Here is a 14,409-nt window from a genome sequence, read left to right on the forward strand (position 1 = left end):
TATTGGAGATGCGGGAAATGGAAAACGGCGACCGTCCTACTCCCAAAGAGAAAAGTACTCGGAATGCTAGACGTTTCAGCCCGTTGGCTCGGATACGGGCAGCCCACGCAAAACAGATCGCCATTCTATGCAGTTTTCTACTTCCTCTCGCCGCTTGCCGATCTGCACAGGATCTTCAGCGTCCTTCGATTGTCTTTGTCCACACTCCGCCCAGCCAATCTGGCGGTCCAGAACTGCTGGATGACCTGAGTGGGAAAGTGATCAATGGCCCTCCCGGAGCAAAGATCGTTGCATACGCGCGCAACTCCGAATGGTGGATCCAACCATTTCGGAGCCGCCCGTTTACCGAGATTGGGTCCGATGGGAACTGGAAGACCGCTACCCATCTTGGAACGGACTACGCAGTGCTGCTGGTTTCCCCGGGGTATCAGCCTCCGGTGCGCATCAAGGAACTCCCCGCAATAGGTGGCGCAGTGCTCGCTATAGCGCTCACGAAAGGGAATGCCGGGCAATCTATTGCGCCCAAGATTCTACATTTCAGCGGATATGACTGGGCGGTGAGTTCGTCTGCGGACTATCGCGGTGGCGAATTGAGCGACTATGAGCCCTCAAATGCTTGGGTCGATGATCATGGGCATCTTCATCTCTTGATGAGCGAGGGGGAAGGCCAATGGCATTGTGCCGGTATACGTCTGACGCGGAGCCTCGGTTACGGGACCTACCGTTTCGTTGTTCAGGACACTGTCCATCTGCCGACGTCCGCAGTACTCGCAATGTTCACCCGCGACGACCGTCAGAACCAGGAAGATGGGGCGGAGATGAATATCGAGCTAAGCCATTGGGGCAAGCAAACAAACCGGAATGCTGATTGTGTCGTACAGCCATACTATGTTCCTGAAAATACCGTTCATTACAATGTCCCGGCGGGCCCGATGACGTACGAGCTCCGCTGGGAACCGGGGAACGCCACATTTCGAACCTTCTCTGGAAATTCCGAGATCTCCGCCGCACATAAAATCATGGAACACGTGTTTAAGGCGGGCATCCCCATACCCGCCGCTGAAACGGTTCACATGAACTTCTATGATTTTCACCACTCAAAAAGCGGATTGCATCACCCTGTCGAAGTTGTGGTGGAAAGGTTTGAATATCTTCCGTGATCCAATTCGGCTGCGGGCATTCGGCAGTTCTGTCGTAGTCCCGCTATTGCTCCTGACTGCGATGCCGGCGTGGGCCGTCGACAACCGACGCGGCCTCCCGCAATATATGCACGACTCCTGGGGAGCAGAGAAAGGTTTCATGGGAGGGACAATCTTTGCCATCGCTAAGTCTCGCGATGGCTATTTGTGGCTGGGCACCGAACACGGACTCGTTCGGTTCGACGGGTCCGACTTCACTGCCGTGCCGGAGCCTTTGTCAGACGGTCGTCACGCCGGCGCGGTGCGTGGTCTTGTGGAAGACGCCGACGGGGAACTTTGGGTGCGTCTCGACGGCCCCCGTCTGCTCCGGTATGAGAATGGGACGTTCGATGATCCCGTTGCAAAATTCGGGCTGACAGATGCAGCCTTTACGGCTACTTCGCAGGACACTCGGGGAAAGCTGTTGGTCTGGGGACCAAAAAACGGGACACTTCGATTTCAGAACGGCGAATTTGATCGGACATCTGCTTGCGACGACATGAACGGCATCGTGATCTCCGTTCTCGATTCGACAGATGGCACGTTGTGGCTGGGTACGCGCGACGCAGGTTTGTACCAGGTACAAAACGGCAATTGTAACCAAGTCTTCTCTGAGGTTCGGCTCCAAAGCGTAAATGCGCTTGCTGCGTCAGAAGCTGGAGGGGTCTGGATCGGGTCGGAAGCCGGGTTGTACCTCTGGGAACATGGGACCCTTGTCCCGCTCGATCTCCCCCAACAACTACGCAGGGCACAGATTTTCGCGCTTACCAGAGATCACCACCACAACCTTTGGGTTGGAACGGACCACGGCCTTTTCCGAATCAATCTTCTAAGCAGGAAAGTCACCGGCTTTCTTGGCAGCACTGCCGGAATTGAGGTCTCGGCCATTTATGAGGACAACGAAGGCGAGATATGGTTCGGATGCGGCCGCACCCTGCAACGCTTGCGTGACGGAATGTTCGCTTCGTACTTCCTGCAGGAAGGGCAGCTCAATGAGAACGGAGGTCCGATTTTTGTCGACGACGCCGAGCGCACCTGGTTTGCGCCGGTCTCAGGCGGCCTCTTCTTTTTGAAGGACGGGGCCATCCAACGCGTGTCTGTGCCGGCTCTGAACAATGACGTGATCTATTCGATCAGTGGTGGCGACGGTGAACTTTGGCTCGGTCGCCAGCAGGGTGGTCTGACTCAGCTGACACGGCGCGGCGATCAATGGGTTGCCCGAACCTACACCCGTAAAGACGGATTAGCGCAGAACAGCGTATATACAGTGGTGCGCGCACGGGATGGCGCAATTTGGGCTGGCACAGTGAGCGGCGGTCTGAGCGTACTCCGCAATGGCCAATTCAAGAATTATTCGGTCGACACCGGTCTCCGCTCCAATGCCATCTTCTCTGCGATGGAGGCCTCCGATGGAACGATGTGGTTCGCTTCACCGAGCGGACTCGTCTCTTTTGCCGGTGACCATTGGACAACATATAGTGCGAACACTGCAGAGCCGTCACCGAATGTCAGGACCGTTTTCGAAGACTCCGGGAAGGTTCTCTGGATTGGCACATCGCATGGGCTAGCCCGTTTTGACCATGGACGCATTGCAATTCCTGATGACCTGCCAGAGGCCCTCACCGAAGAGGTACTGGGCATCGGACAGGATGCCCAGGGGTTCCTCTGGGTCGCAACCGCACACCATGTCGTTCGGGTGGACCGCGGTCCACTGCTCTCCGGCACTCTCTCCGAGAAGGACGTACTCAGCTACGCGGCGGAGGATGGCCTTCTTGAAACCGAAGGAGTGCGGCGCGACCGCTGCCTCGTTTCTGACTCTTCGGGACGGATTTGGCTCTCGCGACAACATTCGCTGGCCTTCGCGGATGTGCAAGCCGCAGATGGATACCGTTGGCCTGCCAGCGTACGGATCGACTCTGTCTCACCGGGAGAAGCGTATTCACCTGGTAAGCCGCTCGACGTGCCTCCTGGAACCCGAAATATCACGTTCCGGTATTCACCAACGGCCTTATTCATGCCCGGGCGTATTCAGTTTCGTTATCGGTTGGATGACTATGATCAGGCATGGAGCCAGGACGATTCCTTGCGTCAGGTTGTCTACACGCATCTGTCTCCGGGGCGCTATACCTTCCGCATCATGGCTTCCAACGCTCTCGGAGCTTGGAATGGTCCGGAGACCGATATTGCACTCATCATTCGTCCAGCACTCTGGCAGACATGGTATTTCCGTCTGTTATGTGCTGTCGCCTTTGCGATAGCGATCGTTTGGCTCTACCGCATCCGGATGCTTCACTACAATGAGCGCCTGAACCGTCGTTTTCAGGACCGTCTGGCGGAACGCACCCGCATAGCGCAAGACCTTCACGACACCCTCCTGCAAGGTGTCCTCAGTGCATCCCTTCAGTTGGACATCGCCCAGGACCACCTGCCCGACGATTCGCCTGCGCGACCGATGCTTGGCCGTGTTCTGCAACTCATGCGGCAGGTTACCGAAGAAGGACGCGAAGCCTTGCGGAGCCTTCGCTCCTTCAATAGCGGCACAACAATCGAGACGGCATTCGCCCGTCCGCCCCAGGAGGCGGGCCTGACGCAATCGTCCACCTACAGGGTTCACGTTGAAGGTGGCCCACGTCAGCTTATGCCCGCTGTAGGCAACGAGGTGATTTTCATTGGCAGAGAAGCATTACTCAACGCATTCAATCATGCTCAGGCACGCAACATCGACGTAACTATCGAATATGGTTCGCGAGCCTTTCGCTTCCTGGTGCACGACGATGGCTGCGGAATCGATCCAGCTATTCTGAAGAACGGCCGTTATGGCCACTGGGGTTTAGCTGGCATGCGCGAACGCGCTGAGGCCATCGGTTCCGTGCTCAAGATCCAAAGCCGCGGCTCGGGCGGAACAGATGTTGAACTGACCGTCCCCGCTGTGATTGCCTTCGCTGACTTGAGGGTGCGGGATTCATGGTGGCCCTGGCGGGCAAAGAAGGACTATTCTAAGGTGCGTGAGAACAGGCAGCCGCCCCCATGAACAAACTGTCGGTTCCAATTCGTATTCTGTCCGTAGACGATCACCCGCTCATGCGCGAGGGAATCGCGGCCGTCATTCGGAATGAACCGGATATGCAGCTTGTCGCGGAAGCAGTCAACGGTGAGGAAGCGATCATTCGCTTTCGCGAACATCGGCCGGATATCGTCTTGATGGATCTCCGTCTGCCAGACATCTGTGGTACAGAAGCAGTCCGTGCGATTCGTCGCGAGTTCAGCGATGCACGCATTATCGTTCTGACCACTTTCGATGGTGACGCGGATATCCGTCTGGCCTTAGAGGCGGGTGCACAAAGCTACATGCTCAAGAGCATGCCCCGGCGGGAACTGGTGGAAGTTATTCGAAAAGTGCACGAGGGCAAGCGTCACGTGCCGCCGGAGGTCGCCGCCCAACTTGCAGAGCACATGGGCCAGGAGTTCCTCAGCCGCCGAGAAATCGAAGTCCTCGAGAGAATCGCCGGCGGCAATCGCAACAGCGACATCGCATCGATGCTATTCATCAGCGAAGAAACCGTAAAAGGTCACGTTAAGCACATCATGGAGAAACTCGGCGCAAATGACCGCACGGAAGCTGTCGCTATCGGTGTGCGTCGAGGCATTATCAGGCTTTAGCCGGTTCGCCCCCCAGAAAGGGTTGTTTTCCCTGACCTCCTGAGTGTTGTCCTTAAAAGCCCCCTTATCGGGATGGCTTTCCCCCGCTGTAAAGCAGATAGTCATTCCAGAACGGACGTTACGCGTTGGGCACTCACGATTGCCGAACGGCAAATACGCGGACTTCCTCCCAAAACATCTTCGTGACCATCAGGCTCATTTTGCCGTCAGGTCCGAACCAAACGTTCTGGCATTGGAACCGTTCGAGTACGGATCAACGAAATCGCGATGAAGAACCACCGCCCGGCTAGATTGAACTGAGCGTGAAGCGCAATCCCTGCCCGCTAAGACAAGGCCGTCTAGGCAAATTGATCAAACGAATCAGTGCAGTAACAGTCCAGGCACGCACATTCAACTTCACAACCCAGAGAGGAGTACTTCTATGACAAGTCAGCGCAAAGCGACTATCGTCTTCTGTCACGGCATTTGGGCCGATGGCTCGTGCTTCAGCAAGGTCATTCCCGCATTGCAAGCGGACGGCCATGAGGTCATTGCAGTTCAATACAGCTTGGAGTCGTTCGAAGAGGACGTGGCCATGGTTAAGCACACTCTCAACCGTGTCAGTAGCCCCGTTCTCCTCGTCGGCCACTCCTATGGCGGCGCCACGATCACCGCCTCGGGAGTCGATGAGCGCGTGGCTGGTCTCGTCTACATTGGAGCGGTTGCGCCGGACGTCGGCGAGACTGTTCAGGACCAACTCAACAAGTATCCCTCGGATATCTTTTCTCGCGTAGAGGTCGCTGATGGCTACGCCTGGATGCTTCCGAATGCGACCGAGTTCTTCTGCGGCGACCTTTCCGAGCAGGAGCAGAAACTCGTCTGGGCGACACATTTCCCACCTCACGCCGACCTCTTCACGCGTTGTGCTGTTCAGCGTACCCCGTGGAAGTCGAAGCCAAGCTGGTACATTTTGTGCCTGCAAGACCATACCGTTCACCCCGATCTCCAACGATGGGTCTCGAAGCGCATGGGAGCGACTGTGATTGAGGTCGAAAGCAGTCACGTACCGATGCTCTCCAAACCCGATGTCGTTCTCGATGTGATTCGAAAAGCTGCTGCAGCCGTGATGGAAAAGAAGGACACATTGGCGTATTCCTCTTAGGTGTGTGGGAGAGCCACCGTGACGGCGGTTTCTCCCACAACCACAATTGAAAGGACCGCCGGTCCTTGCGATTCCCATCGCTGGTGTGAATTCAGTCACGAGCTAACCTGCTGCATGCAATCGGGCAATAGCAGCAAAAACCGCAGTTTGATGCAATTCGAACTGCCTGACCTCAATCCTTGCGGGGAGCCAACCCGTGCAATTGCTCACGGCGCATAGTGCCTCGCACAGGTGTGCCCTCGGCACACGCGAAGGGCTTTATTATGGCTACTCAGCACAAGCCAAGCATCGTTTTCGTCCACGATATCTGGGCCGACGGTTCTTCTTTCAGCAAGTTGATACCGCCGCTCCAGGCCGATGGGTATGAAGTCCTTGCGTCTCAACACCGACTGGACACTTTTGACGACGATATAGAAACCGTGAGGCAAACGATAGATCGCGCGAGCGGCCCTGTTTTGCTGGTTGGCCATTCGTACGGCGGCTCGCTTATCACGCACGCTGGAACGGACCCTCGAGTGGCAGGCCTCGTCTACATCGCGGCCCTCAGTCTCGACTCGGGCGAGACCTTGCATGGGCTTCAAGCCAAGTTCCCAACTGCGGACATCTACTCGCACATAGATGTGAGATTTGGGCGCGCCTGGATGAAGCCCGATGGAATTGCATGTTTCGTGGGAGATCTGCCTGATCATGAGCAGAAATTAGTCTGGGCGACACAGAACCCGTGCGCAGCCGATTTACTTGCCGAAATCGCCGGGGGCATCGGATGGAAGTCGAAGCCAAGCTGGTACATCGTCTGCACGAACGACCGCACTCTACATCCCGAACTGCAGCACTTCATGGCAAAGAGAATGAGGTCAACCATCTTCGAGATAGCAAGCGGTCATGTTCCGATGTTGTCCCAGCCCAAAGTCGTGCTGGATGTCATCAGGGAAGCAGGCGCTGCGATTATGAATGGCGCAGAAAAGCATTCCCAGGTTCATAGTAGATCGCCGCTGGTGAGATGACTTCAGGGGCGGAGGATCTCGAGCCGCCCTTACAACTCGACTGTATCCGGAGGCAAAAATGAAAAAAGGCAACATGACAGGTTCAGGTTCCGCAACTTCCGCACCACCTGCACTTCAACTTTCGCATGAAGGTCGGCAAGAGATCGGCGAACTGCTACGTTTCTTGTTGGCGGACTTCTTTACTCTCTACATCAAGACCAAAAGCTTCCACTGGCATATGCAGGGCCCGCATTTTCGCGACTATCATCTTCTGCTTGACGAACAATCCGAAGAACTGTTCGAGGCAACCGACGCAATTGCTGAAAGAGCAAGGAAGATCGGTCAGTCCACGATTCGCTCCATCGGTGATATTGCTCGCTTTCAACGCTTGAATGACGCTGAGATCAGCGACGCTCCTCCAGTCGCCATGCTGCAAATGCTTTATGAAGACAATGCCGCATTAGCAGGCTTCATGCGCAGCACTCACCAGGTGTGCGATGCCTCAGGCGATCCTGCTACGGCGAGCCTGTTAGAGAACTGGATCGACGAGGCTGAACGTCGGTCGTGGTTCCTGTCCGCAACGGTCAAGTCTGCCTGCTAAAGCCGCCTTCCTCCTCCGTGAGTCAATGAATGGCATCAAACCATCTCTGCTAGATGTGCGATGGCTTAGCGGCCGACTGCTGTATCGGGAACTCCTCAGAGTCACTCATGACGGGCGGGAATCGCAGCGCCCGGAGATTGCCGGAGGGCATGCGTACGTCAACCACGCAGACAATCGGGCTGCGGTTCTGATGCCGAGAAGGCGAAATTAGTCACCGTACCGTATTACCCTGCAACTTGCCGAAACGGAGCGACGTGTCGGAACCTAAGTTTGCATCGAGAAGCATCACCTTCGCTGGTGGCGAGATTGTTCGCGGAGTCCTCGCGCCAGTTGGCTGGGCTGATACCCTGTCTTCCGGATTGCCTCGAGGACGCGACTGCGCAGCGGCTCGCGCACCTTGACCGTGTCGTTGAGAACGTGCGAAACAGTGCCCAGAGATACGCCCGCGAGCTTCGGGATCTGATTCATGTTTGCCATGGCTGCCTCATCTTCGGTCCTCTGCTCCGATGTCCGCGATCGCTTCGCGGTCAAACCCGGGCCTCCATGGGAAGCTGCAAATGAATCCTTTCAGCCAAGCGTAGCAGAGGTCGAAAACGCATCGTGTTGACAGCGGGTAGCGCACTCAGTCGAAAGACTTCAAAGCGTCGTCTGTGGAGACTTCCGTAGTTGCCGAACAGATGCGACCATCCGACTCGCCGTCGGCTTGCTGGGGTGCTTCCATAAGCCCTCATAACTTCGACCGCAAGGCTGAAAGTCACAAGGCATCGAGCGATCCGATTGCGGCTTTAAGCGCAATTACGATCCGGGATCACTTTACAGGTCCTATTCACACTCAAATTCCGAGCCTCGCCCGATGGAACACCTTGGACCGTGCGCGCGCGACGGCCCACGGCGTGGGCTCCACTCAACGGTGTAACTATAACGACGGGGATTTCGCCGGTTCTGACAAAGAACTCGTCACATTCAGGAAACACCGGTCTATGCAACAACTTCGGCGGCACTGTCGGCGGGCCCATCTGGAAGAACAAGACATTCTTCTTCTTCGACTACGACACGACCCGCGCCAGCAACCTGGGTACATACCAGGCCGGCGTTCCCTCTGACGCCGAGCGGGCCGGCGACTTTGGCGAGGTGTGCGGCGCGCAGGGCGGCACCTTCGACCAGAATGGCAAGTGCTCCGTGGCCCAGGGACAGATCTGGGACCCCTATAGCGGGAGCTACCAGAACGTCGAGGGCTATGGGTCGGGCGCGGTGCGCAGCGCTTACATCCCATATAACAACATCGCCGCATACTCTAGTCCGGGGAACCCCAAGTTGCCGCCTTCCCTTGAGCTACCGGCCGGGGCCGGCAATCTGATCGACCCGGTGGCCAAGAAGATGATGCAGCTCTTCCCGAAGCCATCGGCGAACATGGCCAATCCAACCATCTACGACAACTGGTCGGCCGCGGGCGCGAGCCATTCTCCCAACAATCAGTTCGAACGGGTTCATCGGCGTGCCGGCCACGTTCATCGGAGGCGGTTACTATTCCGCCGCCTTCACCAGTATCGGCGGAGATCCCTACGCCAACTACAAGCAGGGGAAGAGCACCGGGCAGGCCGGTGTAATGCTTAACAAGGTCTGGGGAGAACATGATGTCAAGTTCGGATTCGAAGGCCGCCAACACATCATGAACTACATTCAGACCGAAGCTCCCAACGGCAATTTCAATTTCGATACCGGTGGATCATCGGGATGTTTCTATGACCTCTCGCTCTGCGGCGGCGACGCCATGGCCAGTTTCATGATGGGCCAGTCGAACAGCAACTACTACGAGATCCAGGACCAGCCCGCCACCCTCGACCGCCAGTATGCCGGATACGGTCAGGATAACTGGAAGGTCAACCAGAAGCTGACCCTCAATCTTGGCTTGCGCTACGAAGTCTCTGTCCCGAGAACCGAACGGTATAACCGTCAAAAATTGGCTGGATCTCACGGTGAAGTCGCCGCTCCAGCTAGCAGGCAATGCAGGATTCGACCGCACCCTCTACGGCGGCGAAGTGTTTGCGAACTCCGACCAGCGCAGAATCGTCAACATGGACTGGAAAGACATCCAGCCTCGTTTCGGCTTTGCTTATCAATGGGACGCGAAGATCGTGATCCGCGGCGGCTATGGCATCTACTACTCGCAGCCCCGGTCCGGCGCAACAGGTGTCCAACCGTATTTGTCGGGCGGATTCAAGCAAGGCACCAGCGCGATTCTGACCTATAACAACGACGGTGCGACTTCCTACGTACACCTCAACCATCCGTTCCCCAGTGGATTGCTGCAGCCGCCGGGCGCATCGCCTTGAGCACCGACCTGGACTACAGTGCTGCCGGAGCCCTGCGCGACGTCACCAATACACCCTACGAGCAAAGCCTGAGTTTCGGCGTGGAACAGCAGTTGCCCTGGAGCCTTCTCTTCAACTTGCTTTATGCCGGCAAGAAGGGCACCCATTTCTTTTTTTCCAGCGCCAACTGGATCAACCATCTTGGAGTTGGAGTCGAAAGCCTCCCAACCGGCGAGAAGGGTGCGCTCACCAACTACGTGGACAATCCCCTCGCGGGAGTGATCACCGATCCGGGAAGCGATCTTTATTACGACCAGGTGCCAGCGTACTATTTGCAACTACCCTATCCTCAATTCCCTTGGGGGGTGAGCGTCGAACCGCCGCCGATTGCGAACTCGACGTACCACGCGCTGCAAGCAACGCTGGAGAAACGCTACCTATTTCGGCAAAGCACTCCCTCCATATGGCGGACTCCAGAAGTACTTTGCAGAGACCGAGATGGACGGCCGCTGGTGAGTCGCAGCGAATGATTAATGATCTCAGATTGTAAGCGATCCCCGCGGACGAAGCTATTTCTGCTCTAGGAGATAAGGGTTAAACGCGCATCTGGGTCCTTGCTCTCCATGTCCAGGGCGCCGATCGACGGAGCTCTGCTAGACATTCCAAATTCTCTCTGCTTCGCGTCACCTCAAGATGCGCTGTTTTGCTTACCAGAACGGACTCACTACGATCACCCTTGCAACTGATTGACTATTCGTGTGCTTGCACTGAATCTAAGACATCATTGGGAGTTCGGAATCGACTTCGATCGACTTTCCTGCGGCCGCCTCCCGATCACTCGATGGCTGGGATCGCCTGGAGTACGCCACGGTGCCGACCTGGCGGCACATGCGGTCGTAGGCGATCTCGCGGCTTGGCCTGTAGGGCAGCATTCCGCATTGGTTTTATCGCGGCCTCGATCTCCCTACGGCGCTGAAAATGATGCAGATATGCACATTTGCCGAGGGTTCCAGGCGGGAGCACTTCTACCTCGTGAAGGCCCCACCTCGTCGCGCTAAACCATTTATACTTGCGAAGACCGTAAGGAATTCAGGGAAAGGAGCGTCCGCTCAGGTCACTGACGGGCTCGGAAAACCCCTCGCTTCGTATTTTGTGACAGCGAGAATTAGCAAGGGGTACACGATTGTGACAGCCAGTTTTAACAGGGGGGGCGCGATTGTGACAGCCAGTTTTAGCAGTGACAGCGAGAATTAGCAGCGGACACATAGAAGGAGTGAGATGGCGAAGAGCGTTAACAAAGTGATATTGCTCGGCAACGTAGGCAAGGATCCTGAGATTCGTTCGACGGGGGGCGGCACCATGGTCGCGAACTTCACGCTGGCGACAACGGACCGGGCCAAAGATCAGCAGGGCAACTGGCAGGACAAGACCGAGTGGCACAACCTGGTGGCGTTCCAGCGCACGGCGGAGATCGTGCGCGACTACGTGAAGAAGGGCACCAAGCTCTACGTGGAAGGCAAGATCCAGACGCGCAGCTGGGACGACAAAGAGTCCGGGCAGAAGCGGTATCGCACGGAGATCATCGTGAACGACATTTCGCTGCTGTCGGGCCGGGATGATGCGGGCGGAGGTGGCGGGTATAGCCGAGGGTCGAATGCGGGCAGCTTTGATCAGCGGCAGCCGGCGGCTCAGGAGGACTTTGCGCAGTCGGCTGAGATCTCGGACGACGATATTCCGTTCTAGAGCTGGACCTGTTTGAATGGGTTGCGGGCCGTCTGAGGGCGGCCTTCTGTTTATAGGTCAGTAACTGTTCGACTAAAACCGGGGAACCGGGCTTTCGCTTTATGTTCAACATTTATTCGCCATAGGGGCGAAAACGTCCGGTCTGCGATATTGGTCATAAGTTATTGAATGTATTCGAGTAGTTCATTTACTACTTTATGCATGAATATACATTCTTGAATTTAACTGTTATTTATATGGTAAATACTCAGAAATCTGACTTGTAACGAAATGGCACCAGACACTACTCCCCACGTTGTCATCGTATGAAACGTGGACTCGTGTGTAAGTGACGGCGGTCGCGACTAATAGAAGCGAGCGGGTCGCCCGGAGTCAGCGCAGTTGCGCTTCAGAGGCGGGTTGAGGAAGCCGACAGATCTTGATTTGCTCATTCGCATAGGGGCAGGCAAGGTCGGCCTTCGTATCGCGCGCCAGGATAAACCCAGGTTGCGAAGAGGCCTCCAGGGCAGGTATGCGCGCCGGGCTCCAACGGGTATCGAGGTCCTTCTGAGCCTGAGTGCCCTGGGTCCATAGCTGGGTTAGATCCGGAGCGATGGATGCGCCGCCTCCGTAGAGCATGGCACGCCTCACGCGTGGCTCAAGACTCTGACTTGGGAACGCGACTGGCCGGTTCTGACGGACTGACACTTCGCGGACTGTACTTGCGGCTGCCTATCAGCGCGGAAGTGCAGTGCTGCGTTTCGCGACTGCCGGCCGATGGGCCGCGGCTTGCGCATAGTCGGCCTTTGCGGCGGCAAGTTCTGGTCCTTCCAACTGGAGGCGCGGCGGGCGCACGCGTGCGGAGCCCAGGCCGGCTTCCTGCTGCACCTGCTTGATGAGCTGAACGAATTTTGGCACCGTGTCCATGCGCAGCAGGGGCAGAAACCAGCGGTAGAGCTCGAAGGCTTCCTGCTTGCGGCCTTCCGTTGCGAAGTTGAAGAGATCGACGGACTCGCGCGGGAATGCGTTGACGAGGCCGGCGATCCAGCCAACGGCTCCGGCGTCAATTCCCTCAACAATTGCATCATCCACACCGACAAAGATGGCGAGCCGATCTCCGGTCAAAGCGCGGATCGCGGTCACGCGGCGCACGTCTGTCGAGGATTCCTTGACGGCGGCGAGACTGGGAAATTCACGCGCGAGTTCCTGAATTTGCTCGGGAGTGAAGTCGGTGCCGTAGGCCACGGGATTGTTGTAGAGCATGGCAGGCAGCTCAGTGGCTGCGAGAATAGCGGCGACATGCGCTTTCATCTCGCGCCAATCACCTTGATAGACGTAGGGCGGCAGAATCATGAGGCCCTGCGCGCCGGCCCGAGAAACTGATTGCGCGAGTGCGACTGCTTCTGCAGTGGACAACGCCGAGATTGCCGCAACCACCGGAATTTGAGGCGATACAGCTCCGGCGACGGTTTGTATCACCGAGATCTTCTCATCAAAGGTGAGAGTGGCGGCTTCGCCTAAGGAGCCCAGGCAGACCATGCCGGCGCATCCGTTATCGCGCAGCCAGCGTGCGTGTCGACCGATGAAGGCGTGATCAACTTTCAGCTCGGCATCAAACGCGGTGGTCATCGCGGGCATTACGCCTTTCCATTGCATTGCGGCTCCTTGTGATGTTCAGAGTAGCGTGTCGACTGTTTGTAACGGGATGGCAGATACGGGTCGGGTGCGATAGGTGGCTGCTTGCCACTGAAAGACGCGACGATGAGCTCTGCGGTTCCGAGCGAAGTGGTGATGCCGAGGCCTTCATGTCCTGTGGCAAGCCAGACCGAATCGTCGGCGGTCGAGGGACCGATGAGGGGCAGCTTGTCCGGTGTGGCTGCGCGGAAGCCGGTCCAGACGCGAATCGCGCTCATGGATTGCAGAGAGGGCATGTAGAGGGCCGCGCGCTGGAGCACGGCGGTGATCATGTGCTGATCGACGGCGGGATCTTCATTGCCATATTGGCGGGATGAGCCGATGAGTACTTGGCCGGTGCTGCGCGGCTGCACGTTGAAGGCGACGGAGTCTGCGCCGATGCTGTGGGCGCTCTTGAGATAGCCGAGCTCGACGAGCTGGTGACGGACGAAATTAGGGTAGCGATCGGTGATGACGAGGTGGCCTTTGCGCTTTTTAACTGGGATGTCAGCGTCGAACTGCGGAGACCAGGCACCGGTTGCATTCAACAGGCGAGGCGCTTTTAGATGCGAGCCGTCGTCGAGAACGGCTTCGCCGTTGGCCATTCGCGAAATGGAGCGGCCGACGATGAGAGTCGCGCCGTGTTGCTGCGCTTCATGGGCGAGGTGAAGGGCAACTGTCGGAGGATAGGCAACGGCATCGTCAGGCACGAGCAGCGCGCCTGCGAGGCCGGAGCGTAGGTTTGATTCACGCTGAGCAAGCTGCTGTGCGTTCAGTAGTACAGCGGGAACATTGCGGGCTGTGTAGAAGGCATGCTTGCGCTCTGCTTCGGCCATCTCCTCATCATCAGCGGCGATCCAGAGAGTACCGCGCTGCTCATACTCGCATGAAGCGGGGAGCTTGAGGCTGAGCGCGTGCCACAGAAGCTGACTGTAGCGGGTCAGCGCGAACTGAGCATCGGAATCGTCCATGACAACGATGTGGCCCATGCCGGCGGCGGTTGCGCCGCTGCCGAGGACATCGCGCTCGACGAGAGCGACGCGCATGCCTTGGCGTGCGCAGGCCGCGGCGCAGGCCGCTCCCACGATGCCGCCACCGGCGATGATCACGTCGAACGATGAGGCAGCCATGGTCATCA

At 57.2% G+C, this 14,409-nt stretch carries 13 protein-coding genes and 2 pseudogenes; 11 read left to right on the forward strand and 4 right to left on the reverse strand.

Annotation, left to right across the window (positions count from 1 at the left end):
• Positions 1-17 precede the first annotated feature (17 nt).
• The 6 genes from MOP44_RS14005 (at position 18) to MOP44_RS14030 (ending at position 7,563) form a co-directional block, all read left to right on the forward strand.
• On the forward strand, positions 18-1,160 hold the full coding sequence (locus MOP44_RS14005; protein WP_260790540.1) for a glycoside hydrolase family 16 protein: 1,143 nt from the start codon (positions 18-20) through the stop codon (positions 1,158-1,160).
• A 139-nt stretch (positions 1,161-1,299) separates the two neighbouring features.
• A complete protein-coding gene (locus MOP44_RS14010; protein ID WP_260790542.1) occupies positions 1,300-4,209 on the forward strand; it encodes a sensor histidine kinase in 2,910 nt (969 codons plus the stop codon).
• Entirely contained in the window at positions 4,206-4,838 is a 633-nt protein-coding gene (locus MOP44_RS14015; protein ID WP_260790544.1) for a response regulator, read from the forward strand. The genes MOP44_RS14010 and MOP44_RS14015 overlap by 4 nt, the downstream gene beginning before the upstream one ends.
• A 421-nt stretch (positions 4,839-5,259) precedes the next feature.
• Complete coding sequence (locus MOP44_RS14020) at positions 5,260-5,979, forward strand: alpha/beta hydrolase (RefSeq protein ID WP_260790546.1); 720 nt, start codon at positions 5,260-5,262, stop codon at positions 5,977-5,979.
• Between the two features lie 233 nt (positions 5,980-6,212).
• A complete protein-coding gene (locus MOP44_RS14025; protein ID WP_260790548.1) occupies positions 6,213-6,983 on the forward strand; it encodes an alpha/beta fold hydrolase in 771 nt (256 codons plus the stop codon).
• 58 nt (positions 6,984-7,041) lie between these two features.
• Positions 7,042-7,563 carry a Dps family protein gene (locus tag MOP44_RS14030; RefSeq protein ID WP_260790549.1) on the forward strand — a complete coding sequence of 174 codons (522 nt, stop codon included), beginning with the start codon at positions 7,042-7,044 and terminating at the stop codon, positions 7,561-7,563.
• Between the two features lie 285 nt (positions 7,564-7,848).
• Here the strand turns inward: MOP44_RS14030 and MOP44_RS14035 are convergent, their stop codons facing one another.
• Entirely contained in the window at positions 7,849-8,040 is a 192-nt protein-coding gene (locus MOP44_RS14035; RefSeq protein ID WP_260790551.1) for a LacI family DNA-binding transcriptional regulator, read from the reverse strand.
• A 393-nt stretch (positions 8,041-8,433) separates the two neighbouring features.
• Between MOP44_RS14035 and MOP44_RS14040 the strand changes: the two are divergent.
• The 5 genes and pseudogenes from MOP44_RS14040 to MOP44_RS14055 form a co-directional block, all read left to right on the forward strand.
• Positions 8,434-8,923 (forward strand): annotated as a pseudogene (locus MOP44_RS14040) (hypothetical protein); the annotation flags it as partial.
• 111 nt (positions 8,924-9,034) lie between these two features.
• Positions 9,035-9,472: pseudogene (locus MOP44_RS28075) on the forward strand (hypothetical protein); the annotation flags it as partial.
• 67 nt (positions 9,473-9,539) lie between these two features.
• Complete coding sequence (locus tag MOP44_RS14045) at positions 9,540-9,896, forward strand: hypothetical protein (RefSeq protein WP_260790553.1); 357 nt, start codon at positions 9,540-9,542, stop codon at positions 9,894-9,896.
• The gene (locus MOP44_RS14050) at positions 9,893-10,405 is read left to right on the forward strand and encodes a hypothetical protein (protein ID WP_260790554.1); all 513 of its coding nucleotides are present in this window, start codon (positions 9,893-9,895) and stop codon (positions 10,403-10,405) included. Before MOP44_RS14045 ends, MOP44_RS14050 begins: the two co-directional genes overlap by 4 nt.
• 748 nt (positions 10,406-11,153) lie before the next feature.
• Positions 11,154-11,618, forward strand: coding sequence for a single-stranded DNA-binding protein (locus MOP44_RS14055; protein WP_260790555.1), 465 nt, complete (start codon positions 11,154-11,156; stop codon positions 11,616-11,618).
• 372 nt (positions 11,619-11,990) lie between these two features.
• Here MOP44_RS14055 and MOP44_RS14060 read toward each other — a convergent pair whose 3' ends face one another.
• The 3 genes from MOP44_RS14060 to MOP44_RS14070 form a co-directional block, all read right to left on the reverse strand.
• Positions 11,991-12,248 (reverse strand): hypothetical protein, encoded by a 258-nt coding sequence (locus MOP44_RS14060; protein ID WP_260790556.1) that lies wholly within the window; start codon positions 12,246-12,248, stop codon positions 11,991-11,993.
• A gap of 84 nt (positions 12,249-12,332) precedes the next feature.
• Positions 12,333-13,253 carry a dihydrodipicolinate synthase family protein gene (locus tag MOP44_RS14065; RefSeq protein ID WP_260790557.1) on the reverse strand — a complete coding sequence of 307 codons (921 nt, stop codon included), beginning with the start codon at positions 13,251-13,253 and terminating at the stop codon, positions 12,333-12,335.
• Entirely contained in the window at positions 13,235-14,407 is a 1,173-nt protein-coding gene (locus MOP44_RS14070; RefSeq protein ID WP_260790559.1) for an NAD(P)/FAD-dependent oxidoreductase, read from the reverse strand. The genes MOP44_RS14065 and MOP44_RS14070 overlap by 19 nt, the downstream gene beginning before the upstream one ends.
• Positions 14,408-14,409: the final 2 nt, after the last annotated feature.

This window comes from Occallatibacter riparius (genome assembly GCF_025264625.1).
GTDB lineage: Bacteria > Acidobacteriota > Terriglobia > Terriglobales > Acidobacteriaceae > Telmatobacter > Telmatobacter riparius.